Source organism: Cyanobium sp. FACHB-13342, assembly GCF_014697415.1.
In the GTDB taxonomy this organism is placed as follows: domain Bacteria; phylum Cyanobacteriota; class Cyanobacteriia; order PCC-6307; family Cyanobiaceae; genus Cyanobium_A.
In genome coordinates this window covers 267,269-291,673 of the sequence record NZ_JACJRT010000007.1, presented here as the reverse complement: position 1 = coordinate 291,673, position 24,405 = coordinate 267,269, and the positions used below count along the sequence as shown (strand labels likewise).

Genomic DNA, 24,405 nt, shown 5'->3' with positions numbered 1-24,405 from the left:
GATCCATCTCGAACTCGGTTGTGAAACGCTGCAGCGGCGACGATATTTGGGGGGTAGCCCCCTGAGAAAATAGCTCGATGCCAGGTAAAACATTCATTCCAAGCAAGTCAGATTCCTGCTGAAAGAGCAGGAGCTGACGCAAGAGAAGCCACCCGAGAGGGTGGCTTTTTTGTTGGGTTTGGTGCAGCGTTCACGAGCGATGGGCGTGCACGTGCTTCCAGCCCCCGTTGATGTACTGCCAAATGCGGGTTTCGCAGCAACTGGCCGTGATTGGAGACCCAGCAACCACCTTCTGGGTGAGGCGGGTGTAGCTCAATACCGCGGCGTCTGCTCCGATCCAGCGGATGTGGGGGCGTGCCATGGTGACCTGAACCGGTGTCGCGGCGGCACTCGGGTCTGACGGTAGATCGAAATAGAACCGATGGAATGGCAATCCTTCCCCCAAGACGCCATTGGTTTCTGCTTCGAAGCAGGTGAGATTGGCGCTGCACAATCCCGCATAGGTGTCCCAGTCACCACGCACCACACTGTCCAGCAGCGTCTGATTGAGAGCCAGGAGCTGTTGATCCCGATTGGGATCCGATGGCGCCAAATCGTCGTTCATGCCAGGAGCTCCACATCGTCAAGCGACCTGATCCTCTCAAATCGCCCCGGGTCGCGGCAGGGATTGCCGTCGCGATCGCTAAAGAGAACCTGCATTCCGGTCGCCTCTGCGGCTTCACATTCCGCGACGGCATCGCTGATGAACAGCACTTGCTTGGGTTCCGCCTGCAGCTCCTGGGCGATGGCGGCATAGCTGGCCGGGGCTTGCTTCGGCCCGATTCGGGTGTCAAACCATTGCTGGAACAGGGGTCTGAGATCTCCTGCGTTGCTGTGGCCATACAGCAGTTGTTGGGCGGCTACCGACCCCGATGAATACACCGATAGCTCCAGCCCTGCACCTCGCCAGCGCCGCAAGGCCCCGGGCACATCGGCAAACAGGGGGCCCACCAGAGCGCCTTCCCGGTAGCCCTGCTCCCAGATCAAGCCCTGCAACTGCTTGAGCGGCGTGAGCTTGCGGTCGCGCGCGATCAGCCAGCGCAGGTAGGGCACCACCTCAGGATTGTTTCCTTGGCGGAGCGCCTGCGCCTCTGGATCGGGATCCTGCTGCCACGCTGCGTCGACGTCGGCGAGCAGCTCCTGCACCGTTGGGTTGCTGGCGTGGGCCTGGAGAAACTCCTCCAGCCTGTTGGCTGCGTAGGGAAAGAGGCAGCCGGCCACAAAGCTCACCGGGCAGGTGGTGCCCTCGATGTCGAGCAGCACATGGCGGACCCCGCTCACCCGCACCCTGGAGGGTGCGCTCCCCTGGGGCTGAGTGGCGGTTGCCCTTTCCCCCACCAGGCTTCGCAGCAACAGTTGGCGCCAATGCTGCTCCAGCAGGAATTCCAGAATCTCCAAATGGCGGCGGGCCGCCCCCAGATCTCGTCCCCAGGCATAGAGACCGTGGCCGGCGATCAGCAGCCCATAGGGAGCCTGGGCCAGGTGGGGTTCGGCCGTCGCCCTGAGGCGGTGCAGGTCTTGGTCGTTGGCGAGTACGGGAATGGCGACCCTGCTCTCGTGGCTGGGGATCCCCTCGAGTCCCTTCAGCATTTCCAGGTCGTGCAGGGAGAGGTAGGCCACCGCCCCGTTGGCTGTTGTGGGCAGTCCCTGGGGGCCATAGTGCTGGGAGAGCAGGGTGCCCGCCTGGGAGTGGGTGTGGAGCACGGCGCCGGCCCCACAGGTTTCCACCAGGGCCAGATGGAGCTGGGTTTCCGCGCTGGCCCGCCCTTCCCCCCGGACCACGGTGCCGCTGGCATCCACCACGATCAGTTGCGCCGCCGCCACCGTGCCCTTGTCGACCCCACTGGGGGCCATCAGCAGCTGGAGGGGCTGGCGCTGCAGCACGCAGCTGAAGTTGCCCCCGGTGCCATCGCACCAGCCGCGGCGGTGGATGGCGGCCATGGTGTCGCTCAGTTGCTGGGCCAGGGCGGCTGGGCTGGGCGCTGCAGGGTCCACGCTCGGGTGCGGTTGGCTTAATGCTGGCAGTTCGGGCACCAGTGGCTGCTGCGTCCCCCCAGCTTGTCGCGGTGAATGGGGCTGTGGCAGCGACGGCAGGGCTCCCCGCCGCGCCGATACACCCAGGCCACGCCGCCATAGTTGCCATTGCTGCCGGTGAGGTCGCGGAAGTCGCTGAAAGTGGTGCCCCCGGCTCCAATGCTGGTTTCGAGCACCGCCACTAGGGCATGGTGCAGTTGGTCCAGTTGCGTGGTGGTCAGCCGACCACTGGGGGTGTGGGGGCGGATGCCCGCGGCAAACAGCGATTCGTCGGCATAGATGTTGCCAACCCCTGCCACCAGGGACTGATCGAGCAAGGCGTTCTTGATCGGCCTGCTGGAGCCCTTCAGCCGTTGGCGGAGATAGCAGGGGTTGAAGGCCGCGCTGAAGGGTTCCGGCCCCAGTTTTTGCAGGCCGGTGATCACGCTCTCCACGGGTTGGCCCGGCGGCACCCACCACATCTGGCCGAAGCTGCGGGTGTCGATGAAGCGCAGTTCCTGGCCAGCTCCATTGAACAGTTGCACCCTGGTGTGGGCACAGGGCGGGCGCGGGCCCTCGAGCCAGAGGAACTGGCCGGTCATGCGCAGGTGCACCCCCCAGGTGCCGGCGTCATCGCCATCGCGGCTGAGCTGGCCCATCAGGTATTTGCCCCGCCGCAGCCAGGCTCCCACTTCCGTCTCGCTGAGGGCGGCGGCGAAGGCGGCGGGGGGCGCCGGGCTGGCAATCGCCCGGTGCCGATGCACCTCCACCCGGTCGATCACAAAACCCCGGGTCTGCCGTTCCAGGCCGCGCCGCACGGTTTCGACTTCAGGCAGTTCCGGCATGGATGCAGGCGCAGTGGGGCCCAGCAAAAAGCCCGTGCCACCAAGGGTTGCACGGGCGTCTCTTGGGCTGCGTCTCGGGGCGCCCTTTGACTTGGTTGGGAAGGCCAGCCTGAGGCTCAGGCCTTGTCGAGCTCGCTCTCGGCGAAGTTGTTGGTGTTGATGCCGCCTTCGGAGCCGCTGAAGCCGTTGTAGTTCACCTTCTCAAAGCGAACCACCACCGGGTAGCGGATGCCGGATGTGTCGATCGAAGCGACGGTGCCGACTTCGTTGAACCAGTAGGACTCGGGGCGCTTGATGCGCACCTTGTCGCCGCGGGAGATGGCCATCGCTGCGCTGTAGATCGGGTGGCTGCCAGAAGTAAGATAGCCGCGGCGTTGGGGGGCTCTAGCGCCGGCGTCACGATTCGTCGCCCTTGCAGCGCGTGGCGCATGAGGGCGGCGCCCGGCCCGTGGCACGATCGGCCCTTCCGCAGCCCGTCTCCTTCCCATGGCCATGGCCCCCACGGAGGTGCCGGCGGCGCCGGTTTTGAGCCTCGAACTGCCCGATCCCGACAGTGACACCATCAGCACGATGGAGTTTCTGGCTCGGCTCGAGGAGGCCTGGGCCGTGTGCGATCGCTTCGACCTCCAGACCGAGATCTGGCGGGGGCGGATTCTGCGGGCGGTGCGGGATCGGGAAAAACGCGGTGGCGAGGGGCGTGGCACCGGCTTCCTGCAGTGGCTGCGCGAGCGGGAGATCAGCAAGACCCGGGCCTACACCCTGATCCAGCTGGCCGAGTCGGCCGACAGCCTGGTGGGTGAGGGGATGCTGGCGGAAACCAGCGTGAACAACTTCTCCAAACGGGCCTTTCTGGAGACGGCCCAGGCCGATCCCGAGGTGCAGCAGATGATCAGTGAGGCGGCCAATGAGGGTCAGCAGATCACCCGCAAGCAGGTACGGCGGCTGAGCGATGAATTCACAGCGGCAACCAGCCCCCTGTTGCCCGAGGAGATCCGCCAGCGCACGGCGGAAAACCTGCTGCCACCGCGGGCCGTGGCCCCCCTGGTGAAGGAGCTGGCCAAGTTGCCGGAGGAGCAGCAGGAGGACCTGCGGCGGGTGCTGCGCGAGGAGCCCGAGCTCGAGCGGGTGAAGGATGTGACCAGCACGGCCCGCTGGCTCAGCAAGGCGGCGGAGGCCGCTCTGGCGGTGCGGGCCTTCCAGCAGGGGGAGCTGGATTTTGAAAAGGCCCTGCAGGAGGCCCAGCGGCTCGATGCCCTGGGCCTGTTGGCCGATGCGGTGGGTCAGGCCCAGGCGCTGGAGAGTGCCGTGCTCAAGCTCCACACCAGCTGGCGGCGGCTGGGCGGCCTGCAGGAGCGCCTCTGGGTGGAGAGCGGCAGCAGCACGCCCCACCTGCGGGACCTGCTCACGGCCCTGCAATCGCTCAGCGGCAGCACCCTGCGGGTGTCCCTGGGGGAGCTGGCGGGTGGCAAACGGGTGCGTCTGCAGCTGGTGGAGGAATCGCCGGACCAGCTGGAGCCGCCACCCCTGCCCTGACCCTGCATCTGGTGGCGGCTAAGGTCATGTCGCACTACCGGTAGGGCCCATCGCTGAGCAGGACCCCACCAAGCCTTACCCCATCAAGCCGGACCCCATCGAGCTGAATGCCCTCGATCGCGATCCCCTGGAGCGGGCCCTGGAGCGCCACTTCGGCTGGACGGATTTTCGGCCCGGCCAGCGACAGGTGGTGGAGGCCCTGCTGGCCGGTCAGGACTGTCTGGCCGTGTTGCCCACCGGTGGGGGCAAGTCGCTCTGTTATCAGCTGCCGGCCCTGGTGCGGGGAGGGTTGGTGCTGGTGATTTCGCCCCTGGTGGCCCTGATGCAGGACCAGGTGGGGCAGCTGCAGCGCCGCGGCATTCCGGCGGCCTGCCTCCATGGCGGTCTGGCCCTGCCGGAGCGCCGCCGCCTGTTGGAGCGCCTGCGGGACAACCAGCTGCGCCTGCTCTACCTCGCCCCGGAGCGGCTGCAGGCGGAGGCCACCCGCCAGCTGCTCGACGACGTGCTGGACAGCGGCCAGCTGGTGGCGTTGGCGGTGGATGAGGCCCACTGCATCAGTGCCTGGGGCCATGATTTCCGCCCCGATTACCGCCGCCTGGGCCAGTTGCGGGCCCAATGCCCGGGCGTTCCCCTGGTGGCGCTCAGTGCCACGGCGGCGCCCCAGGTGCGGGCCGACATCATCCGCCTGCTCCAGTTGCGCCGGCCGCTGATCCAGGTGCGCTCGGCCCGTCGCACCAACCTCGTGTATGGCATGCAGCGCCGGCCCGAAGACCCCTTGCCGCTGGTGCTGGACGCGGTGCGGGCGGCACGGGGGGCGGTGTTGATCTACGCCCGCACCCGCCGCACGGTGGAGCTGTGGGCGGCCCGTTTGACGGGGGCCGGGCTGGAGGCGATTGCCTATCACGCCGGCATGGATCCGGAAAGCCGCCAGCTGGCCCTGGAGCACTTCCAGCACCAGCCCCGGCCGGTGCTGGTGGCCACCGTGGCTTTTGGCATGGGGGTCGATCGTCCCGACGTGGGCCTGGTGCTGCACCTGGACCTGCCCGCCAGTGCGGAGGGCTATTTGCAGGAGTCGGGCCGCGCGGGGCGGGATGGTCTGCCGGCCCGCTGCCTGGTGCTCTACGACCCGGCCGATCGCACCAGCCTGGGCTGGGCGATTCGCGGGGTGGGGTCGGCCCAGGGCCAGCAGGAGCAGCCACGGCTGGAGCTGGCCCAGCAGCAACTGCGGCGGATGGAGGCGGTGGCGGAGGGCGAGGGCTGTCGGGAGCAGGCCCTGTTGCTCGCCGTTGGGGAGCTGGCCGCGGCCTGCGGCCGCTGCGACAACTGCCAGAGCCAGGCGGAGCGCCGGGATTGGGGTGGGGAGGTGGCTGAGGCGTTGGAGGCCCTGGAGGCCAGGCCGGGGCGGGATCTGCGCAGCCTGGCTGAAGACCTGGCTGCGGGGGCGGCCGGTGGAGAGCGCTTCCACCAGGAAGCCCGCTGGGGCTGGCTGCTGCGGCGGCTGGTGCAGGAGGAGTTGCTCAGGGAGAGCGATGACGGGGCCCAGCGCCTCTATCTGCGGGCCTCGGGCCGGCGCTACCGACGCCAACCCTGGCCGTTGCACTGGGCCGCCTGAGCCCTCGGCATGCCTAGCTGGCGCGGGCTTTGCAGATGTCGCTGATCAGCTGCTCCTCGAAGTCGGTTTGGGGGGCATCCCAGCTCTTCCACTGGCCCGACTGGCTGGTGGCGTTGAGCTTGCGGGCTCCGCAGTTGACGGCCAGATAAACCGGTTTGCCATCGCTGTTGAGCGTGGGTGCCACGTAGCTGCCGCCCATGGGCTGCCAGTTGGCCCAATCCACCTGGAGCGGGCCGTAGCTGCGCCAGTCGGGCCCCAGCGGTTTGCTGGCGGCCACCTTGCTGGTGGCGCTGGGTCGGGCTGCGGTGGCTGGTTTGGTGATGGCTGGCTTGGGCTTGGCGGCTTCTGGCTTGGGCGCGGTGGTTGTGTTGGCGGCTGTCATGGCAGCAGTTGTTGCTGCGACGCCCGTGGTGGCTTTGGCGAGGCTGGTGGCGGGCTTGCTGGCGACCGCGCTGCTGGAGGGGTTTGCTTGAGCCGTAGCCGTAGCCGTGGGCTGGGGACGGGGAGCGGACTGCATGGCTTGCACAGCGGGCTGCACAGCGGGTTGCACAGCCGGTGTCGCGGTCGCCGTCGCCACTGGTTTCGGAGCTGCGGGCGCTGATGCTGATGCTGTGGCTGCGGTGGGTTTGGGCTTGGCTTGGACGACGGGTTTGGCTGCTGCCAGTGAAGGGGCTTTGGGCGAGGGTTTGTGAGTTGGCTTGGCAGCTGTTTTGACCGGGGCTTTGACGGGGGCCTTGACGGGGGGCGGGGCCTGCAGTTTCAGCCGGGTGCCGGAGACGACCAGGTCGGGGTCGTCGAGCTTGTTGAGGGCCACCAGCTTCTCAACGGGCAGGCCGTAGCTGTCGGCAATCGTGGAGAGGCTTTCGCCGCTGCGCACCACGTGCTCCTTGGCACCGGCCTTGCTGCGTGGGGTTGCTGCCGCAGAGGGCCGGCCTGGGATGGCCAGGCGCGTGCCAGCCACCACCAGGTTGGGGTTGGCGATCCGGTTGAGCTGGATCAGGCGGTCGGTGCTGGTGCCGAAGCGATCGGCGATTTCGGAGAGGGTTTCCCCGCTTTTGACGGTGTACGGGGCCGTGGGCAGGGGGCGTGGGACAGCTGCGCTGGCGCTGCTGCGGGCCCCCGGCACCACCAGCGTCTGGCCCGCCACCACCAGGTTGGGATTGCTGATGCCGTTGGCCTGCATCAGCCGGGTGAGGCTGACGCCGTGGCGGTCGGCAATTTCCGAGAGGGTCTCACCCGGCTGCACGGTGACACGGCCCGTGGAGCGCCCGGAGCTCGGTGCCGCTGCGCTGCTGCGGGCTCCCGGCACCACCAGCGTCTGGCCCGCCACCACCAGGTTGGGATTGCTGATGCCGTTGGCCTGCATCAGCCGGGTGAGGCTGACGCCGTGGCGATCGGCAATTTCCGAGAGGGTTTCCCCCGGTTTCACCACCACGTCAGCCAGGGCCGCAGATGGGGCCAGGCCGGGCAGTGGCAACACCACGGCTAGGGCCAGGGCGGCAAGGGAGCGACGCATGGACACTACGCATAGCTGCCGGAACGTTAAGGGGGCTGTCCTGTCCCATCCAGTCCCCGGCCCTGATCGGCGCATCAAAGGTTCTGATCGCCCCAGCCCGATCAGCCCAACAGCCGTTTCACCAAGGCCAGTTTCCCGGCATAGGGGGGATAGCGGAAGGGCAGATCCAGCCAGAAGGGGCGTCGCAGCACCGCGCGCTGGTGGGAGAAGGTGAGGAAGCCGGCCTGGCCGTGATAGTTGCCCATGCCACTCTCCCCGACACCGCCGAAGGGAAGGCCGGTGCAACCGACCTGCAGCACCACGTCGTTGAAGCACACCCCGCCGGAGCTGGTGGTGGCGAGGGTGCGGTCCTGGGCGGGGCGGTTGGAACTGAACAGATAGAGCGCCAGGGGCTTGGGCCGGCTGCGCACCTCGGCCAGGGCGGCCTCCAGGTCGGAGACCTCCAGCACCGGCAGGATCGGACCAAAGAGCTCCTCCTGCATCAGCGGATCGTCGCTGCTCGCCACCGCCACCAGCGTGGGTTCGATGCGGCGGTGCTCCGGATCGCAACGCCCGCCCGCCAACACCTGGCCGCGCTCGCGGGCGCCCGCCAGCAGGCTTTCCAGTCGCTGAAACTGGGCGTCATTGACGATGGCCCCCAGGTCGTCGCTGGTCAGGGGATCGGCGCCGTAGAAGCGGGTCCACTCGGCGGCGATGGCGTTCACCAGGGCTTGGCGTACCGCGGGCTGCACCAGCAGGTGGTCGGGGGCGATGCAGGTTTGGCCGGCGTTCAGTCCCTTGCCCCAGGCCAGTCGCCGGGCGGTGGTGGCGATGTCGGCATCGGCGAGCACGATGGCTGGACTTTTGCCCCCCAGCTCCAGGGTGACGGGGGTGAGATGGCGGGCCGCGGCTGCCATCACCAGCCGCCCCACCCGGCCGCCGCCGGTGAAGAAGATGTGGTCGAACCGCTCCTCCAGCAGGGCGGCGGCCACGGTTCCATCGCCGGTCACCACCTGCACCACATCGGCGGGGAAGGCCGCCGGAATGCAGCGCGCCAGGAGTTCGGCGGTGCGAGGGGCATGCTCGGAGGGCTTGAGCACGGCGGTGTTCCCCGCCGCCAGGACACTCACCAGGGGTTGCAGGCAGAGCTGGAAGGGATAGTTCCAGGGGCCGATGATCAACACGCAGCCGAGGGGTTCGGCCTGCACCCAGGCTTGGCCCGGCCGCAGGCTCGCGTCTACCCCGATCACCCGCGGCGCCATCCAGGCCTTCAGTTTTCGGCGGGTGAGGGCCAGCTCCTGGCGCACCGCCACCAGTTCAAACGTGGCCTCCAGCGGTGGTTTGCCCAGGTCGGCGGCCAGGGCTTCGAGCACCTCAGCCTCGTGCTCGCGCAACAGGCTGCCCAGGCGATCAAGCTGCTCGAGGCGCCAGGCCAGGGGGCGGGTCTGGCCCGCATCCACGGGGGCCCGCATCGCCGCGATCGATGTCACCAGCAGGGGGGTGGTGGTGAGGGCTGGGGACAAGGATTTAGGGCAACGGTCTCCACGCTGGCAAATGGGCGCGACTTCTGTGGCGGCTCAGAGCCAGGCCAGCGTCGACTGGTGCCGGTAGGCGTCGCGGTAGGCCTGGCGGATCCGGCCCAGGAGGTGCTGAATGGCGGGGTGATCCAGGTGCTCGTGGAGCAGCACAACCGCATCCAGATCGCTGCCGCAGGGGAGCAGGGGCGCGTCGTCGTCAACCCTGGGCCCTGGCTGGTGCAGGGGGTGGTGATCGGAGCGAGAGCTGCGTGTGATCGGGTAGCGCACCAGGCCGATGGCCACCCAGTCGCCGAAGCGGAAGGGCCAGCGGCTGTCCTCCCAGCCTGGGGGCAAGGTATCGAGGCCGTTGATCACCGCCAGATCCAGCACCCGTTCGCGCAACAGCTCCAGCGTGCGCTGTTCCCCGTGCCAGGGGCGGGGCAGGGGCCCGGTGCCCCCCACCGACTGCAGGGTCTCGCTGTTCCAGGGGTTCCCCAGCCAGCGTGGCTGGCCGCCGGCCTGGTTCAGGCGCAGGAGCTGGGAGGCCTGCCGCAACGACCGCAGGATGGCGAGGTTGGCATGGGCCCGGTAGTGGCCGTTGGTCTTGCGGAAGTCCAGGCCGAGCTGCTGGCTGGCATGCCGGTAGAGCCGGGAGATGGAGCTCTGGTCGCAGCGGGTGAGGGCTGCCACGCTGCCGGTGCTGGCGGTGATTTCCAGCAGATCCAGCACCGGGATGCCGTCGATCAGGATGTCGCGCATACCGATCAGCCCTGGTTCGTCGACCGTATGGAGTCGGTCAGCCCCTCCAAGGACCAGCTACACCGTTCTGGGTAGGTAGATAGGCGTATGCATGTGCTGGGTGACCTGATTCACCCGGAGGGCCTCAAATCGGCTGGGCTGGAGCTTGGGGAAAGCGCAGCCGCACCTGGGCTCCCCCTAGGGCCGAACGACCGATGTCCAGGGTGCCCCCGTGGTTGTCCATGGTGGTTTGCACCACAAACAGCCCCAGGCCGCTGCCCAGGGGTTTGCTGGTCTCGAGGGGTTCGAGGGCCGATTCCGGGGCCAGGAATCCGGGCCCGTTGTCGTCCACGGTCAGCACCACGGTGTCGCCGTGGTCGTGGAGGCTCACCGCGATTTCGGCCGGGCTGCTCGTGGCACCCTCGAGGGCCTCAAGGGCGTTGCGCAGCAGGTTGACGAGGGCGATCTGGATCTGGGCGGCGTCCCCCAGCACCGGATGGTTTCCCTCCAGCCCTTCGCGCCGCACCGTGATGCCGGCAGCCTGGAGGCTGGGAGCGACGTAAAGCAGGGCGCTGCGGGCCACGTTGGCCAGGTTGAGCCTCTGGTGGTGGGTCTGCACGTTGCGCAGCAGGGTGCGCATTTTTTCGATCGTGGTCACCACCGCATCGGCGTTGTCGGCGATGGAGCGCAGGTGGCTGCCCAGGGGAGCGGGCAGGGACACGTTGTTCTGACCCAGCAGCAACTTGCTGTTCAGCAACAGGGTGCTGAGGGGCAGGTTGATTTCATGGGCGATGGCGGCTGCCTGGAGGCTGCTCTTGAGTTTGTCCTCAAGCACCAGCACGGTTTGGGCATCCTTGAGGCGTTCCCGCTCGATCGCCTCCCCCAGCTGCCGTCGGGCCTGGATCAGCCGCTCCACCAAAGTCGCGAAGGCCTGGGATACGGCCTCGATTTCGGTGGCGGTGCCTTCGGGAAGTTGGGCTTCAAAGCTCAGCGCAGCGTCCTGCTGGCCCACCTGTGCCGTGGCGCTCTGGCAGCGCCGGCGCAGCAGCTCCAGCGGGGCCAGGAGCCAATCGCCCACCCGGATGGTCACCACCACGGCGGTGGTCACGGCGGCCAGGCTCAGCAGCAGGGCGATCAGGGTATAGCGCTGACTGGCCTGCACGATCTGATCCGATCGGGTGGCCGTGATCAGCAGCCAGTTCAGGCCTTCCGCCTGGCCCCAGGGATGGACATCCACCAGGTAGGTGGTGCCCTTGAGGTGGATGGCCTGGGCGCCCTGCCGGTTGGGCTCAGGCAGCGCCGGGGGCTGGAGTTGCAGGCTGCCCGTTGGCGTCTTGGCGAAGAAGCGGCGGCTCGTGGCTTGCACCAGGGGGTTGGGGAGTTGGTCAAGCCGCACCCGCTTGGCGGTGGCTTCCTGGCCGCTGCTGGTGAACCCGGGCCTGGAGCTGGCGACCACCATGCCGTCGCGTTCCACAATCAGGGCGAAGCCCTTCTGGTCTTGCCACACCTCCGCCAACCAGGCGCTGAGCTGGCTGAGCACGAAGTCGACGCCGATGACGCCCAACAGCCGCCGCTGGGAGTCGTAGATCGGTTGGTTGTAGGAGATCGCCAGCACCTCGGGCTTGTCTTCCCACTGGTAGATCGAGCTCCAGGTGGCTTTGCCGGCCTTCACGGTCTCGACGTACCAGGGCTCCTCATGGGTGGCGGTCATGCCGGACACCTGCTCCAGCAGCCGGCCCCGCTCCCCTTTGGGCCCCAGGGCGTAGATGCCGAGGGTGCCCTTGCCCAGCGGGCTGGCGAGGGCGTCTTCGTTGAGCACGAAGGCACCGCTGTCGAGCCGCTCCACGCCGAGAAACTCCCCGCGGGTGTTGCCCCAGTTGATGTAGCCCACGGGGAACAGCTGCATCTGTCGCCAGAACCGCTTCCCCATGGCGTCGAAGTCGCGCAGGGAAAATTCCCCCTGCTCGATGGCGAGCACGTTGAGGTTGTTGATCAGCCGTGGCGCCATCAGGCGGCCGGAGAGCTGGTCGGAGAGGTCGGTGATCGCGTCCTGTTGGCGGTAGGCCTCGGCGTGGCTGAAGCCGCTGCGTTGGCCACTGAAATAGGCCAGGCCACCTACCGCGCCACTCACCAGCAGCAGCTGCAGGCTGGTGGCCCCGATGATCCGCTGGCGCAGGCCCCGGTTCTTCATGGCATCTGCCCCAGATGCAGGGCGGCCCGGCGCACCAGTTCGGCGCCGCTGCATCGCAGCCGGCGGGCAATGGCCTTGCGGTGGGTTTCCACCGTGGCCAGGGACAGTCCGGTGCTGTGGGCGATCGCCTTGTTGGTCAGCCCCTTGCCGATCAGGGCGAAGATGTCCCGCTGGCGGGGGGTCAGCCCCTCCACCCCGTGGAGTGGTCCGGGGTGGGTCCCTCGCGGCTGCAGCAGGGCCGTTTCCAGCACCCCCTGCAGCGTTTCGTAGGTGGAGGTCTTGTCGACCACGCCCACCAGCATCGGTTCCAGGTCTTCGGGGCACACAAAGCTGCTGGCCTGGGCCGAGAGCACCAGCGCCTTGGCTTGGGGCTCGAGCATCCGCAGGAACCGGGCCACGCTCAGCCCGTCTCCGTCCGGGAGGGCAAGATCGAGGATCAGGACGTCTGGATGGTGCAGGCGGCAGGCTTCCAGGGCGCCATGGCACGTGGAGGCCGTGGCCACCACCTCAAGTCCATCCACACCCTGCAGCATTTTGTACAGCAGCTGCAGAAACATCACCTGGTCTTCCACGATCAGGCAACGCCGAGCCACCGGGTTCTGTCGACTGGCGGAACTTTGCCTGGGGACCAGGGCCCATGACTGCAGAAGCGGTGCCAGCTCCACAGGTTGTAAGCCCTTGACGAGACTTGAACTCGTGACCTCTCCCTTACCAAGGGAGTGCTCTACCGCTGAGCTACAAGGGCATGTGGAAGGTGGGCCGGGTTGGATTTGAACCAACGTAGGCAGAGCCAGCGGATTTACAGTCCGCCCCCATTAACCACTCGGGCACCGACCCGAACCACACCCGAAGAACTTACCAGCCGGGGGTTCCGCTCCTGGCACCGCTGCCTACGATCGCCGCAGTGGAGACCGGATCGCCGCGGTTCCGATGCGCCTGCTGCTGCTGAACGGTCCCAACCTGAACCTGCTGGGCCAGCGGGAGCCGGGCCTCTATGGCGCCCAGACCCTCGCCCAGATCGAAGCCGACCTGGGCCGTCAGGCCGGCGAGCTGGGGGTGGAGCTGGAGTGTTTTCAGAGCAACCATGAAGGGGCCCTCGTGGATCGCATCCACGCGGCCCGTGGCCAGGCTGACGGGATCCTGATCAATGCCGGTGCCTTCACCCATAGCTCGATCGCCCTGCGCGATGCCCTGCTGGGGGTGGCGATCCCCTTCGTGGAGCTGCACTTGAGCAACGTGCACGCCCGCGAGTCCTTTCGCCACCACTCCTATCTGGCTGACAAGGCCGTTGGCGTGGTCTGCGGCTTCGGGCCCGCCAGCTACGGCCTGGCCCTGCAGGGCCTGGTGCGCCATCTGCACGGTTTGCGATGACGGCCCTGCTGGAGAGCCCCACGGCCCGGGTGAAGTGGCTGGCGGCGCCGAGCTGTGCCCGCTGGGTGGAGCAGGCCCAGGCTCGACCCGATCTGGTGCTGATCGATCACGCCCACTGCGAGCGCAAGGCGGCCGGTGTGGCCCTGCAGCTGATGTTCCGCTATCCCGCTGACGCTGGGTTGGCAGCGCTGCTCAGTCCGCTGGCCCGCGAAGAGCTCGAGCACTTTGAGCTGGTGCTGCAGCTGCTGCAGCGGCGGGGTGTGGCCCTGCGGCCCCTGGCGGCCCCGGGCTACGGCGCTGCCCTCTCGGCGCAGGTGCGCAAGGCGGAACCCGAGCGGATGCTGGATTCCTTTCTGGTAGCCGGCTTGATCGAGGCCCGCAGCCACGAGCGCATGGCCCTGCTGGCGGCCCATAGCTCCGATGGCGAGCTGCGGGATCTGTATGGCGAGCTGCTGGCCAGCGAAGCCCGCCACTTCGGCCTCTACTGGGTGCTCTGTGAGGAGCGCTTTGGCCGTGAGGCCACGGTGGCGCGGCTCCAGGAGCTGGCGGTGGCGGAAGTTGCGGCCCTCACCGGCGACCTCGCCGTCCCAGACCAGGTGCGCATGCATTCGGTTGGGGTGGGTGCAATCTGAGCGACCGTTGCCAGACTGGCCGCAGCGCATCGGGATCGATCGGATCTCGCCGGGTCTGATCCGTGCTGTTCGTTGGCGTTGGGTGTGGGGTTTTGCCCTCGCGGTTGGGCTGATCGTTTTGATCGGCCTGTTGGGTCTCGGAGCCCGCAGGGAGGCTTCCAATCTGCAGCCGGTGGTGGTGAGCGAACAACTCGTCCGCGAGCACCCCACCATCAGCTGCGGCATTCATGTCGATCAGATCTATGAGTTGAATCTCAACTCCCGCACCTTTACAGCGGATGGTCAATTCTGGCTGGTGTGGCCTGCGGCGGTGCAGGACTTGATGACGGCCCATGCCACCACGCCGCTGGATCTGGTGCGCATGCTCAACCGGATCGAAACCTGGGATTCCACCTTCGAAGTGGCCACGCCCGCTCCCGTTCCCCTATCCGGTGGCCGTCAGTACCAGCTTTATACATTTTCCAGCCGCTTTTACGACGACACCATCAGTTTCCGGCGTGATCCCTTCGACTCCCTCAGTTTGCCGATCATCCTGCAGGCAGCCCAGCCCTGGATGGCCAACAAATATGCCGACATCCGGATGATTCCGGAACGGCCGATGGGGGCCCTGGTGGGGGAGTCTGGCGACCTCAGTGGCTACGAACGGGGTGGTGCCAGCTTCAAACCCTACCTATCCAGAGCCACAACTCGCTTTGGTGGTTGGTTCCAGCCCGTGATGGCCCAGATGCGGCTGGAGATGGTCTACCGAACCAATGTGTGGTCTGCCTTGATCAATTGGGTGTTGCCCTTGATGATCGTCAACTCAATCGTGCTGATGGCGCCCTCCGTCGAGGGCTCCCTGGGTGATGTGCGTCTGGCGATCCCTTCAACCGCCCTGCTCACCTTGATTTTTCTGCAACAGTCCTATCACAGCAGCTTGCCAAGGCTCCCCTATTCCACCCTGCTGGATGATTTGTTTGCCTGCAGTTATCTGGTGGCGATGACCCTGTTTGGCCTGTTTGTATGGGGCACGAATCTCTACTCCGCGGCCGCTGAAGATCAGAGAATGGCCGTAATGGAACGGATCAATCGCGTCGATCGTCGTTTTCAGTGGTGTTCGTTATCGGCCTTCGCGGTGGTGGCGGCCTTCAGCTGGTGGAGGGCCTGAGGGCTGGCAGGGCACCGTCAGTTCGGCGTGACCAGTTGGTCGAGCAGGGGGTAGCTGCTGGCGATCGGGTCGCCGGTGAACTGGGCCACCCAGCCCTCCGGATTGTCAAAAAAGCGCAGGGCACAGAAGTGGGGTTCGGGTCCCATGTCAAACCAATGGCGGGTGCCGGCGGGCACGGCGATCCAGTCACCCGCCTCGCAGAGCACCTGCAGCACCTCTTCGCCGAGGTGCAGGCAGAACAGGCCGCGTCCCTCCACGAAGAAGCGCACTTCGTCTTCGCTGTGGGTGTGTTCCGCCAGGAATTTCTGGCGCAGGGCCTCGCGATCGGGGTGGTTCGGCGTCATCCGGATCGCATCCACTGTCGGGTAGGCCCCGCCGGCCTGCACCCGGGCCACCTGATCGGCGTAGGCCTCCAGGATTTGCTCCGGGCTGGCCTCGGCCGGCAGAACGGCCTGGGCGTTCCAGCGCTGGAACGCGATGCCCCGCTCGGCCAGCTCCCGTTGGATCCTCTCGCCGTCCCGGCTCAGCAAGCTGGCGTCCCGCTGGCTGGGCGGGCCCTGGTGGATGGCCAGAAGAGTCACGGCGGCAGAAGGGCTGGTTTGACGCCAGCCTAGAAACGGGATTCCTCCGAGAATCCGAACCTGACAAACGACGCGGCCAAATCGCCGGCGGGTCTCACCCTGGTGGGTGTGGGGCCTGGCGATCCCCAGCTGCTCACCGTGGCGGCGGTGCGGGCGATCGAGGCGGCGGCGGTGGTGGCCTACCCGGTGGCCCGGCTTGAGGCCGACGGGATGGCGGCCCGGATCGCCGCCCCCTGGATTCGTCCGGAGCAGCGCCGCCTGCCGCTGGTCTTCCCGATGGTGGCGGAGGCCGAGCCCCGGCGGCAGGCCTGGCATGCCGCCGCCGATGCCCTGGCGGCCGAGGTGGCCGCCGGCCAGGCCGTGGTGCTGCTCTGTGAGGGGGACGCCTCCCTCTACGCCAGTGCCTCCTATGCCCTGCTGGCCCTGGCGGAGCGCCATCCCGCCTGTCCGGTGGCGGTGATTCCGGGCATCACTGCGGTGGCGGCGGCGGCGGCGGCTGCCTCCTCCCAGGGCTTGCCCTGGCCCCTGGCCCTGCAGCAGGAGCCCCTGCTGATCCGCCCGACCCCCGACGGCCCTGGGGAGCTCGAGGCCCTGCTGCAGCGGGCTGCCGGGGAGGGCACGGTGCTGGCCCTGCTGAAGCTCGGGCACCGTTGGGCCTGGGTGCGGCCGCTGCTGGAGGCCCGGGGTCTGCTGGCCGGCAGCCTGTTCGCCCAGCGGGTGGGCTGGCCCGACCAGCTGGTGGCGGCTGCGGCTGCGGTGCCCGCTGAGGAGCAGCCCTACTTTTCCCTCCTGTTGATCCGTCAGGGCTGGCCGGAGGTGTTGCCCTGAGCCAAGGTCGGGATCGGCTGCCCACCCTTCCGGATGACCCCGATCGACTGGTTCTCCCTGCTGCACCCCGTGCTGGTGATCCTGTTCGTGTACCCGGTGGTGGGGGCCACGATCCGCCTGGGGATCCTGGTGCGCGAGAAGCGTCTCGGCATCACCCAGCAGCCGGCCCTGGTGCCACGGGAGCACGCCGACCACGGCCGCTGGCTCACCGCCGGCGTGGTGGTGGCGGTGCTGGTGGCTCTGGTGTACTCCTTCATCGGCAAAGCCGTTGAGCCCGCTGCGGCCTTTTCCGGCGGCGCCCTGCGGCTGGCGCTGTTGCTGCTGGTGGCCGCAGGAACGCTGGTGGCCTTCGGGGCGCTGCTGAAGGTCAAGCGCCCCGCCCTGCGGGCCAGTTTCACCGTGCTCACTTGGGCCGGGTTGCTGGGGCTGGGATCCCAACCGGAGATCTGGCGCCTGTCCGACAACCCCTTCAGCGGGGCGTTCTGGAGCTCCCACTACTGGAGCGGCGTGCTGCTCACCGGTCTGTTGCTGTTCAATCTGGCGGCGCGGCCGGAGATCACCCGTCTGTTGCGCTGGCGGCGCCTGCATGTGGCCTCGAATCTGCTGATCCTGGTGTTGCTGGCGGTGCAGGCGATCACCGGCAGCCGGGATCTGCTGGAGATCCCCCTGAGCTGGCAGAAGCCGGCCATCGTTCGCTGTGATGTGCTGAATCGCACCTGCCCTGAGCCAGCTGCTGCGGCACCAGCCTCAGGCGCTGCTGCAGCCGCCCCCACCCCGGGTTGACCAAGCAGCCCAGCAGGCAGCGCTCCAGCACTGGCAGGGGTTCGCCGCAGGTGGGAATCAGCACGTCCACCCAGGGGCGCCACAGCTCGGCAGTCATCCCAGGCCGGCGGCAGCGTTCTCGAGCAACGCCAGGGCCGTATCCGGCGTGGGCGCCCGCATCAGGGCATGGCGTAGCTGGGGGGCGCCAGGGAAGCCGGTGCAGGTCCAGCCCATGTGCTTGCGGGCGATCAGCAGGCCGTGGTCGCCCTTGGCGGCCACCAGGGCCCGCAGCTGCTCGGCCGCCAGGGCCAGCTTCTCGGCGGGACCCGGAGTGGCCGGGATCGGCCGGCCGCTGAGGGCCGCATCGAGCTGGCCCACCAGCCAGGGGGCGCCCATGGTGCCCCGGCCCACCATCACGCCATCGGCGCCGGTGAGCTCCAGGCAGCGCAGCGCATCGGCGGGGCTGTGGATGTCGCCGTTGGCGATCACTGGAATGGCCAGGGCGGCCTTCACGGCGGCGATGGCGCCCCAGTCGGCCTGGCCCTTGAAGCCCTGCTCGCGGGTGCGGCCGTGCAGGGTGAGCAGCTGGGCGCCGGCGCTCTCCAGCTGGCGGCACCAGCCCACGGCCGATGCGTCGGGCGCGCCGCACCAGCTCAGCCGGGTTTTCACCGTCACCGGGATCGCCACGGCCGCCGCCACCGTGTCCACGATGCGGGCCGCCAGGTCGGGGTCGCGGATCAGGCCGCTGCCGCCGCCCTTGTTGGCGATCTTCTTCACCGGGCAGCCCATGTTGATGTCGACCAGGAAGGCGCCGGCGGCCTCGGCCCGCCGGGCCGCTTCGGCCATGGCGGCGGGGCGGTGATCAAACAGCTGCACACCGATCGGGCCGGCTTCGCTGGCGAGCTCCTCCACCTTCTGCAGCCCGAAGCCCAGCTCCAGGCTGGTGGCGTTCACCATCTCGGTGAACAGCAGGGCATCGGGGGCCCAGCGGCGCACCAGCGCCCGGAAGATGCGATCGCTCACCCCCGCCAGCGGCGATTGCAGCACGCGGCAGCGCAGGGCCCGGGGGGTGCCGCGGCCGGCCAGCTGGAGCTCCGGCAGGGGGTGGGGGGGAGCGTTGATCATGGTGATCCGATTGTGATGCTCCAGGCCGATGGCTTCCGACCAGGCCGCCGCCAGCCCCGCGGCCTTCCCCCTAAGCCGCCCGTTGCTGGAAGCGGTATTGGCCGACCGCGTCAGCGATCGCTTCGTGTGTGAACTGATCTGGCCGCGCCTGGGCTATGCGCCCGATGGCTCCGGTACCTGGAGCGCGGGCCCGGCGACAGGCGACGCCTGGCGGGAGTCGTTCCCGATCGAGCCCCAGTTCATCGCCCAGCGGCCCCCCTCGGTGGCGCTGACCCGCGCGATCGCCAAGCAGCACAAGCAATTGCTGAAGGAGCAGCTGGGCTTTGCCGGCTACCGGATCGGCGAGCTCTACCCGCGCCGCACCCGCCGCGCCACCGCCGTGAACTGGCTGCTGGCCCACCTGGCGGAGCGGGGTGAAGCCCTGGCCGAGGCTGGTCCGCTGCCGCCGCTGCTGGATCAGCCGGCCGATCCGGTGGTGGGCCATCCCGGCGATCTGCCGATTTCCTGATGGCTGCCCCTGGGGCTGCTCTGTAGGGTCAAGGCAGGACAGACGTCGGCATACCTTCCTTGGCCCTACCGGTCGTTGCCATCATTGGCCGCCCCAACGTGGGCAAATCCACCCTGGTGAACCGGCTCTGCCGCAGCCGCGAAGCGATCGTGCACGACCAGCCCGGCGTGACGCGTGACCGCACGTATCAGGAGGGCTACTGGGCCGATCGCACCTTCCGGGTGGTGGACACGGGCGGCCTGGTGTTCGATGACGACAGCGAATTCCTGCCGGAGATCCGTGAGCAGGCCAACCTGGCCCTGGCCGAAGCGGCCGTGGCCCTGGTGATCGTCGACGGCCAGCAGGGCTGCACCGCCGCCGACCAGTCGATCGCGGAATGGCTGCGCGGCCAGGGGGTGCCCACCCTGCTGGCGGTGAACAAGTGCGAGTCGCCCGATGCGGGCCTGGCGATGGCGGCGGAGTTCTGGGGCCTGGGCCTGGGCGAGCCCTTCCCGATCTCGGCCATCCACGGCGCCGGCACCGGCGACCTGCTCGACAAGGTGGTGAGCTTCCTGCCGCCCAGCGAGGAGCAGGAGGGCGAGGAGGAACCGATCCAATTGGCGATCATCGGCCGCCCCAATGTGGGTAAATCCAGCCTGCTCAATGCCGTCTGCGGCGAGAACCGGGCGATCGTGAGCCCGATCCGCGGCACCACCCGCGACACGATCGACACCACGATCGAGCGGGAGGGCAAAACCTGGAAACTGCTGGATACGGCGGGCATCCGCCGCCGCCGCTCGGTGAGCTACGGCCCCGAATACTTCGGCATCAACCGCAGCTTCAAGGCGATCGAGCGCTCCGATGTGTGCGTGCTGGTGATCGATGCCCTCGATGGCGTCACCGAGCAGGACCAGCGCCTGGCTGGCCGCATTGAAGAGGACGGCCGCGCCTGCGTGGTGGTGGTGAACAAGTGGGACGCCATCGAGAAGGACAGCCACACCATGCCGGCGATGGAGAAGGAACTCCGGGCCAAGCTCTATTTCCTGGATTGGGCGCCGATGCTGTTCACCTCGGCCCTCAGTGGCCAACGGGTGCAGGCGATCTTCCCCCTGGCCCTGCTGGCGGTGGAGCAGCACCGCCGCCGCGTCACCACCTCGGTGGTGAACGAGGTGCTCACCGAAGCGCTGAGCTGGCGCACGCCGCCCACCAGCCGTGGCGGCCGCCAGGGCCGGCTCTACTACGGCACCCAGGTGGCGGTGCGCCCCCCCAGCTTCACGTTGTTCGTCAACGAGCCCAAGCTGTTCGGTGACACCTACCGCCGCTATGTGGAGCGCCAGATCCGCGAGGGGCTGGGCTTTGAGGGCACGCCGATCAAGCTGTTCTGGCGGGGCAAGCAGCAGCGCGATGCGGAGAAGGAGCTGGCCCGCACCCAGAACCGTGGGCGGTGAGCCGTGGACGTTCTGCGCCAGATCCCCATCGGCCAGTACGCCGCCCCCGATCCGGCTGAGCCGCCTGGGGGTGCCAGTTGGCTGCGCCGGCTCGATCCGCGCCTGAAGCTGGCCTGGAGCCTGGTGTTCCTGGTGACGCCGATCCTGGCGGGACCGCTCTGGCGCCTCAGCCTGGTGGGGCTGTTGTTACTGATCACCGCCGTCAGCGGGCTGAGCTGGCGGCTCTGGCGCCGCAGCCTGCCCCTGCTGCTGGCCCTGGCCCTGCTGGTGGGTGGCCTGGCGGCCTTCTTGCCCGCCGGCTCGGCGCCCCCGGCCGCGCTGCAGCGGCCCCCGGCCGAACTGCGGCTAGAGCCCGGCCCGCCCGGCACCGCACCGCCGGAACGCTCCGGCACCCCCTGGGTGCTGCTGCGCCAGGGCCCCCTGGTGGTGACCCGGCGCTCGGCCGAGCTCGGCCTCAACGGGGCCACCCTGCTGTTCACCCTGGTGCACAGCGCCAACCTGCTGCTGCTCAGCACCTCTCCGGAACAGCTGGTGTGGGCGATCAGCTGGCTGCTGGCCCCCCTGGCACGGCTGGGCTGGCCGGTGGAACGGCTGGGCTTCACCCTGCTGCTGGCCCTGCGTTTCCTGCCCCTGGTGCAGGAGGAGCTGCAGAACCTGTTGCGATCTGTTGCAACCCGCGCCGTGAATTTCAAGCGCTTGGGCTGGAAGGCCGGCCTCGGCCTGGTGTTGGCGGTGGGAGAGCGGCTGCTGGCCAATGTGCTGCTGCGGGCCGAGCAGGGGGCGGAGGCGCTGCTGGCCCGCGGGGGCTGCTGGCTGCCGCCCCAGCAGTTGCATCGCCCCGCCGCGGGGGCTGGCCGCGCCCTGCTCAATGGCACGGCCGCTGGAGTGCTGCTGGGGCTGCTGGTGCTGCGTTGGAAAGTCGGTGACCTTTAATGGCCCCAGACCGACCGGATTGGCAAGCAACCCACTGGCGAGCAACCCATTGGCGAGCAACCCATCGGTGAGCAGCACCTTGGTAACGAACGAGCGCTATCTCAACCATCCGACGTTCGGGATGCTCTACCGGGTGGCTCCGGTGGGGGAGGGGCGTGATCTGTTTGCCACCCTCTATGCCCAGCGCATTTTCTTTGTGGTCACGCTGCAGCCCCGTGGAGCCGCCTTCGAGGTGGTGCCCCTGATGGATGCCCGCCATTACGCCGAGCAGAATCTGGCCCGGGCCCGCCGTGAAAGCGCGGAGGTTCACGCCCACTGGCGTCAGTTGTTTGACCAGACCTTCATCTGATTCCCTGGCGGAGCGGCTGGCCGCTCTGCGCGCCGGGCTGCCGCCGGGCTGTCGCCTGTTGGCGGTCAGCAAGGGTCAGCCGGCGGCCCGGATCCGTGAGGCGGTGGCCGCTGGCCAGCGCAGCTTTGGCGAGAGCCGGCTGCAGGAGGCTGTGGCCAAGCAGGGGGAGTTGGCTGATCTGGAGCCCCTCGACTGGCATTTCATCGGCCGCTTGCAGGCCAACAAGGCCCGTGGTGTGGTGCGCCATTTCGGCACGATCCACTCCCTCGACAGCCTTGAGTTGGCCCGGCGTCTCGCCCGCCTGGCCGCCGAAGAGCAGCGCCAGCCGGCGGTGCTGTTTCAGGTCAAGTTCCGCCCCGATCCCGCCAAGACCGGTTTTGAGCCCGCCGAGCTGCGTCGGCACTGGCCGGAGCTGGCCGGGCTGGCCCCCCTGCGGCCCGTTGGGCTGATGACCCTGCCCCCCCTCGGGCTCACGCCGGAGGAGCGGGGTGAATTGTTTGCCGAGTGCGCCGCCCTGGCCACGGAGCTGGGGCTGCCGGAGCGTTCGATGGGCATGAGCGGCGACTGGCCAGAGGCGGCCGCGGCAGGCAGCACCTGGGTGCGCATCGGCAGCGGTCTGTTTGGGCCGCGACTCGCACCGCCGCCCTGATCCCTGGCCAGGGCCTCCTGTGCCGTGGCGCCAATTTCACAGCTGAAACCCTTGCGACCATTGGCGTGGGACGCTATTCAGGTGGAAAGCTTCCTGAGAGGTTCGCTCCGTGTCGTTGTTCTCCCGCCTGCGTGCTGTTGTCTCCGGAGACGACTATCTCGATGGCGACTACGACGATGAGCTGGATTACGACGGTGGTGAGCTGCCTGAGCCCAGCTACACCAACCGTTCCAGCGCCCTGGCCCTGAGCTCGGATTTCTCAGCGGACGACCCCTTTGCCGGTACCAACGTGATCGGCATGCCCGGCCTTTCTTCAGCCGCGGCCGAGGTGACCCTGATGGAGCCGCGCAGCTTTGACGAGATGCCCCGCGCCATCCAGGCGCTGCGCGAGCGCAAGACCGTGATCCTCAACCTCACGATGATGGAGCCGGATCAGGCCCAGCGCGCCGTGGATTTCGTGGCTGGCGGCACCTTCGCCATCGACGGCCACCAGGAGCGGGTTGGCGAGAGCATCTTCCTGTTTGCCCCCAGCTGCGTCACGGTGACCACCGCCGCCAGCGAGGAGGCCTCCTCCCCCACGATCGTGGCCCGCGACAGTGAGCCCCAGCAGGAGGCCGCCCCCAGCCCCGCCTGGGGTCGCCAGGACGCCGCCATCTAGGGCCTCCGTGACACGCACCTTCGGCGTGGTGGGCCTGGGCCGCATGGCCCAGGCTTTGTTGTTCCCGCTGCTGGAGGCGGGCCTGGTGGAGGCCGATGCGGTGCGGGCCGTGGTGGCCAGCGAGGCTTCCGCAGCAGCCCTGCGCCAGTCCCATGGCCTGGCTGTGGACACCGATCCCGCCGCCGCCTGGGCCGCGCCGGCGGTGCTGCTGGCGGTTAAGCCCCAGCAGCTGGAGTTGGCGGCCGAGGCCGCCGCTGGGGGTTCGGCTGGTCTGCTGATCTCGGTGCTGGCGGGGGTCACCCTGGAGCGGCTGCAGCGCCTCTTCCCGCAGCGCCAGTGCGTGCGCGCCGTGCCCAACACCCCCGCCCTGGTGCGGGCCGGGCTCACCGGCCTGGCCTTTGGGGCGGGCGTCGACCCAGACCAGCGCCAGTGGGTGCGGCAGCTGTTCGTTCAGGTGGGGGAGGTGCATGAGCTCCCCGAACCCCAGCTGGATGCGTTTCTGGCCCTCACCTCCTCCGGACCGGCCTTTGTGGCGGTGGTGGCCGAAGCCCTGGCCGATGGCGCCGTGGCGGCTGGCTTGCCGCGGTTGCTGGCCCAGCGGCTGGCCCACCGCACCCTGGCCGGCAGTGCGGCCCTGATGCTGGAGCGGGATCTCCACCCCGGTGAGCTCAAGGACATGGTGAGTTCCCCCGGCGGCACCACCATCGCCGGCTTGCGCCAGCTTGAGCAGGCTGGTTTGCGGTCCGCCCTGATCGAGGCCGTGGTGGCGGCCGCCCAGCGCAGTCGCGAGCTGGCCTGAGGGTGGTTGGGTTGTGGGGCGCCGGCCTCAGCCTTTCGGGGCACCCAATTGGGGTTCGGTGCCAGCCAGCAGCCGTTGGATGTTGCTGCGGTGGCGCCACACCACCAGCACGGTGGTGAGCAGGGCCAGGGCCAGGTAGGGCCAGCGCAGGCCCAGGCCCTGGTCGGCGAACCAGCCCAGCATCAGCAGGGGCAGGGCCAGGGCGGCCACCACGCTCGATAGCGACACGATCCGGCTCAGGCTCAGCACCGCCAGGAAGATGCCGAAGCAGGCCAGGCCCACCGGCCAGGTGAGCCCCAACAGCATGCCCAGCCCCGTGGCCACGGCCTTGCCCCCCTTCCAGCCCAGCCATACCGGCCAGATGTGACCAGCCAGAGCCGCCAGGCCGGTCAGCACCACGCCAACCCCGTAGGGATCGAGCACGGCCTTGGCCAGGAGCACGGCGGCGCTGCCCTTGAGCACGTCCACCAGAAACACCACCAAGGCCGGGCCCTTGCCCACCACCCGCAGCACGTTGGTGGCGCCGGTGGAGCCGGAGCCTTCGCGGCGAATGTCGAGGCCAGCCAGCCAGCGGCCCGCCAGGTAGCCGCTGGGGATGGAGCCCAGCAGGTAGCCGGCAAGCAACAGGGGCAGGGTGATCAGGTGGGGCATGG

At 68.5% G+C, this 24,405-nt stretch carries 26 protein-coding genes and 2 tRNA genes; 14 read left to right on the top strand and 14 right to left on the bottom strand.

Features of this window, described 5'->3' with window-relative positions:
• Positions 1–190 precede the first annotated feature (190 nt).
• The 4 genes from H6G16_RS05390 to H6G16_RS05370 form a co-directional block, all read right to left on the bottom strand.
• On the bottom strand, positions 191–604 hold the full coding sequence (locus tag H6G16_RS05390) for a DUF4440 domain-containing protein (RefSeq protein ID WP_242036186.1): 414 nt from the start codon (positions 602–604) through the stop codon (positions 191–193).
• Positions 601–2,034, bottom strand: a complete 1,434-nt coding sequence (gene mtnC, locus H6G16_RS13275) for an acireductone synthase (protein ID WP_347238800.1) — start codon at positions 2,032–2,034, stop codon at positions 601–603. The genes H6G16_RS05390 and mtnC overlap by 4 nt, the downstream gene beginning before the upstream one ends.
• A 17-nt stretch (positions 2,035–2,051) precedes the next feature.
• Complete coding sequence (locus H6G16_RS05375; RefSeq protein WP_190389247.1) at positions 2,052–2,897, bottom strand: DNA-formamidopyrimidine glycosylase; 846 nt, start codon at positions 2,895–2,897, stop codon at positions 2,052–2,054.
• Between the two features lie 116 nt (positions 2,898–3,013).
• Positions 3,014–3,223, bottom strand: coding sequence for a photosystem I reaction center subunit IV (locus H6G16_RS05370; protein ID WP_190389246.1), 210 nt, complete (start codon positions 3,221–3,223; stop codon positions 3,014–3,016).
• 166 nt (positions 3,224–3,389) lie between these two features.
• Here H6G16_RS05370 and H6G16_RS05365 point away from each other — a divergent pair, with 166 nt between their 5' ends.
• Both H6G16_RS05365 and H6G16_RS05360 read left to right on the top strand, forming a co-directional pair.
• Entirely contained in the window at positions 3,390–4,430 is a 1,041-nt protein-coding gene (locus H6G16_RS05365; protein ID WP_190389295.1) for a hypothetical protein, read from the top strand.
• A gap of 103 nt (positions 4,431–4,533) precedes the next feature.
• Complete coding sequence (locus H6G16_RS05360; protein ID WP_190389294.1) at positions 4,534–6,042, top strand: ATP-dependent DNA helicase RecQ; 1,509 nt, start codon at positions 4,534–4,536, stop codon at positions 6,040–6,042.
• 13 nt (positions 6,043–6,055) lie between these two features.
• On the opposite strand, the gene H6G16_RS13185 is transcribed toward H6G16_RS05360, so the two are convergent.
• The 7 genes from H6G16_RS13185 to H6G16_RS05325 all read right to left on the bottom strand — a co-directional run bounded on the left by H6G16_RS13185 (position 6,056) and on the right by H6G16_RS05325 (position 12,820).
• A complete protein-coding gene (locus tag H6G16_RS13185; protein ID WP_190389245.1) occupies positions 6,056–7,558 on the bottom strand; it encodes a LysM peptidoglycan-binding domain-containing protein in 1,503 nt (500 codons plus the stop codon).
• A 101-nt stretch (positions 7,559–7,659) separates the two neighbouring features.
• On the bottom strand, positions 7,660–9,009 hold the full coding sequence (locus tag H6G16_RS05350) for an aldehyde dehydrogenase family protein (protein ID WP_190389293.1): 1,350 nt from the start codon (positions 9,007–9,009) through the stop codon (positions 7,660–7,662).
• A gap of 105 nt (positions 9,010–9,114) precedes the next feature.
• Complete coding sequence (locus H6G16_RS05345; protein WP_190389244.1) at positions 9,115–9,813, bottom strand: hypothetical protein; 699 nt, start codon at positions 9,811–9,813, stop codon at positions 9,115–9,117.
• Between the two features lie 124 nt (positions 9,814–9,937).
• Positions 9,938–11,983 carry a cache domain-containing protein gene (locus H6G16_RS05340; RefSeq protein WP_190389243.1) on the bottom strand — a complete coding sequence of 682 codons (2,046 nt, stop codon included), beginning with the start codon at positions 11,981–11,983 and terminating at the stop codon, positions 9,938–9,940.
• Entirely contained in the window at positions 11,980–12,576 is a 597-nt protein-coding gene (locus H6G16_RS05335) for a response regulator transcription factor (RefSeq protein ID WP_347238799.1), read from the bottom strand. The genes H6G16_RS05340 and H6G16_RS05335 overlap by 4 nt, the downstream gene beginning before the upstream one ends.
• Before the next feature lie 80 nt (positions 12,577–12,656).
• Positions 12,657–12,728: transfer RNA gene (locus tag H6G16_RS05330), tRNA-Thr, on the bottom strand.
• A 10-nt stretch (positions 12,729–12,738) separates the two neighbouring features.
• Positions 12,739–12,820, bottom strand: a tRNA-Tyr gene (locus H6G16_RS05325).
• Between the two features lie 93 nt (positions 12,821–12,913).
• Between H6G16_RS05325 and aroQ the strand changes: the two genes are divergently transcribed.
• From aroQ to H6G16_RS05310, 3 genes are read left to right on the top strand one after another with little or no spacing between them, the layout of a single operon-like run.
• Entirely contained in the window at positions 12,914–13,354 is a 441-nt protein-coding gene (aroQ, locus tag H6G16_RS05320; protein ID WP_190389242.1) for a type II 3-dehydroquinate dehydratase, read from the top strand.
• Positions 13,351–13,986, top strand: a complete 636-nt coding sequence (locus H6G16_RS05315; RefSeq protein WP_190389241.1) for a tRNA-(ms[2]io[6]A)-hydroxylase — start codon at positions 13,351–13,353, stop codon at positions 13,984–13,986. Before aroQ ends, H6G16_RS05315 begins: the two co-directional genes overlap by 4 nt.
• 7 nt (positions 13,987–13,993) lie before the next feature.
• On the top strand, positions 13,994–15,133 hold the full coding sequence (locus tag H6G16_RS05310) for a hypothetical protein (protein ID WP_242036185.1): 1,140 nt from the start codon (positions 13,994–13,996) through the stop codon (positions 15,131–15,133).
• A gap of 17 nt (positions 15,134–15,150) precedes the next feature.
• Here the strand turns inward: H6G16_RS05310 and H6G16_RS05305 are convergent, their stop codons facing one another.
• A complete protein-coding gene (locus H6G16_RS05305) occupies positions 15,151–15,663 on the bottom strand; it encodes a cupin domain-containing protein (protein WP_242036214.1) in 513 nt (170 codons plus the stop codon).
• 153 nt (positions 15,664–15,816) lie between these two features.
• Here H6G16_RS05305 and H6G16_RS05300 point away from each other — a divergent pair, with 153 nt between their 5' ends.
• Together H6G16_RS05300 and H6G16_RS05295 are read left to right on the top strand one after the other, a co-directional pair.
• Positions 15,817–16,542, top strand: coding sequence for an SAM-dependent methyltransferase (locus H6G16_RS05300; RefSeq protein WP_190389239.1), 726 nt, complete (start codon positions 15,817–15,819; stop codon positions 16,540–16,542).
• Positions 16,543–16,575: 33 nt separating this feature from the next.
• A complete protein-coding gene (locus H6G16_RS05295; protein ID WP_190389238.1) occupies positions 16,576–17,325 on the top strand; it encodes a DUF4079 domain-containing protein in 750 nt (249 codons plus the stop codon).
• A gap of 93 nt (positions 17,326–17,418) precedes the next feature.
• Here H6G16_RS05295 and dusB read toward each other — a convergent pair whose 3' ends face one another.
• Positions 17,419–18,429, bottom strand: coding sequence for a tRNA dihydrouridine synthase DusB (dusB, locus tag H6G16_RS05290; protein ID WP_190389237.1), 1,011 nt, complete (start codon positions 18,427–18,429; stop codon positions 17,419–17,421).
• Between the two features lie 28 nt (positions 18,430–18,457).
• Here dusB and H6G16_RS05285 point away from each other — a divergent pair, with 28 nt between their 5' ends.
• From H6G16_RS05285 to proC, 7 genes are all read left to right on the top strand, one after another.
• A complete protein-coding gene (locus H6G16_RS05285; RefSeq protein ID WP_190389236.1) occupies positions 18,458–18,937 on the top strand; it encodes a DUF1823 family protein in 480 nt (159 codons plus the stop codon).
• 59 nt (positions 18,938–18,996) lie between these two features.
• On the top strand, positions 18,997–20,364 hold the full coding sequence (gene der, locus H6G16_RS05280; RefSeq protein ID WP_190389235.1) for a ribosome biogenesis GTPase Der: 1,368 nt from the start codon (positions 18,997–18,999) through the stop codon (positions 20,362–20,364).
• 3 nt (positions 20,365–20,367) lie between these two features.
• On the top strand, positions 20,368–21,297 hold the full coding sequence (locus H6G16_RS05275; protein WP_190389234.1) for an energy-coupling factor transporter transmembrane protein EcfT: 930 nt from the start codon (positions 20,368–20,370) through the stop codon (positions 21,295–21,297).
• Positions 21,298–21,418: 121 nt separating this feature from the next.
• The gene (locus tag H6G16_RS13050; RefSeq protein ID WP_242036212.1) at positions 21,419–21,646 is read left to right on the top strand and encodes a PII-interacting protein PipX family protein; all 228 of its coding nucleotides are present in this window, start codon (positions 21,419–21,421) and stop codon (positions 21,644–21,646) included.
• Positions 21,627–22,295 carry a YggS family pyridoxal phosphate-dependent enzyme gene (locus H6G16_RS05265; RefSeq protein WP_242036184.1) on the top strand — a complete coding sequence of 223 codons (669 nt, stop codon included), beginning with the start codon at positions 21,627–21,629 and terminating at the stop codon, positions 22,293–22,295. Before H6G16_RS13050 ends, H6G16_RS05265 begins: the two co-directional genes overlap by 20 nt.
• Positions 22,296–22,404: 109 nt before the next feature.
• Entirely contained in the window at positions 22,405–22,953 is a 549-nt protein-coding gene (sepF, locus tag H6G16_RS05260; protein ID WP_190389231.1) for a cell division protein SepF, read from the top strand.
• 7 nt (positions 22,954–22,960) lie between these two features.
• Positions 22,961–23,752 (top strand): pyrroline-5-carboxylate reductase, encoded by a 792-nt coding sequence (gene proC, locus H6G16_RS05255; protein WP_190389230.1) that lies wholly within the window; start codon positions 22,961–22,963, stop codon positions 23,750–23,752.
• A 27-nt stretch (positions 23,753–23,779) separates the two neighbouring features.
• Here the strand turns inward: proC and plsY are convergent, their stop codons facing one another.
• Positions 23,780–24,403, bottom strand: coding sequence for a glycerol-3-phosphate 1-O-acyltransferase PlsY (gene plsY, locus H6G16_RS05250; protein ID WP_190389229.1), 624 nt, complete (start codon positions 24,401–24,403; stop codon positions 23,780–23,782).
• Positions 24,404–24,405 lie beyond the last annotated feature (2 nt).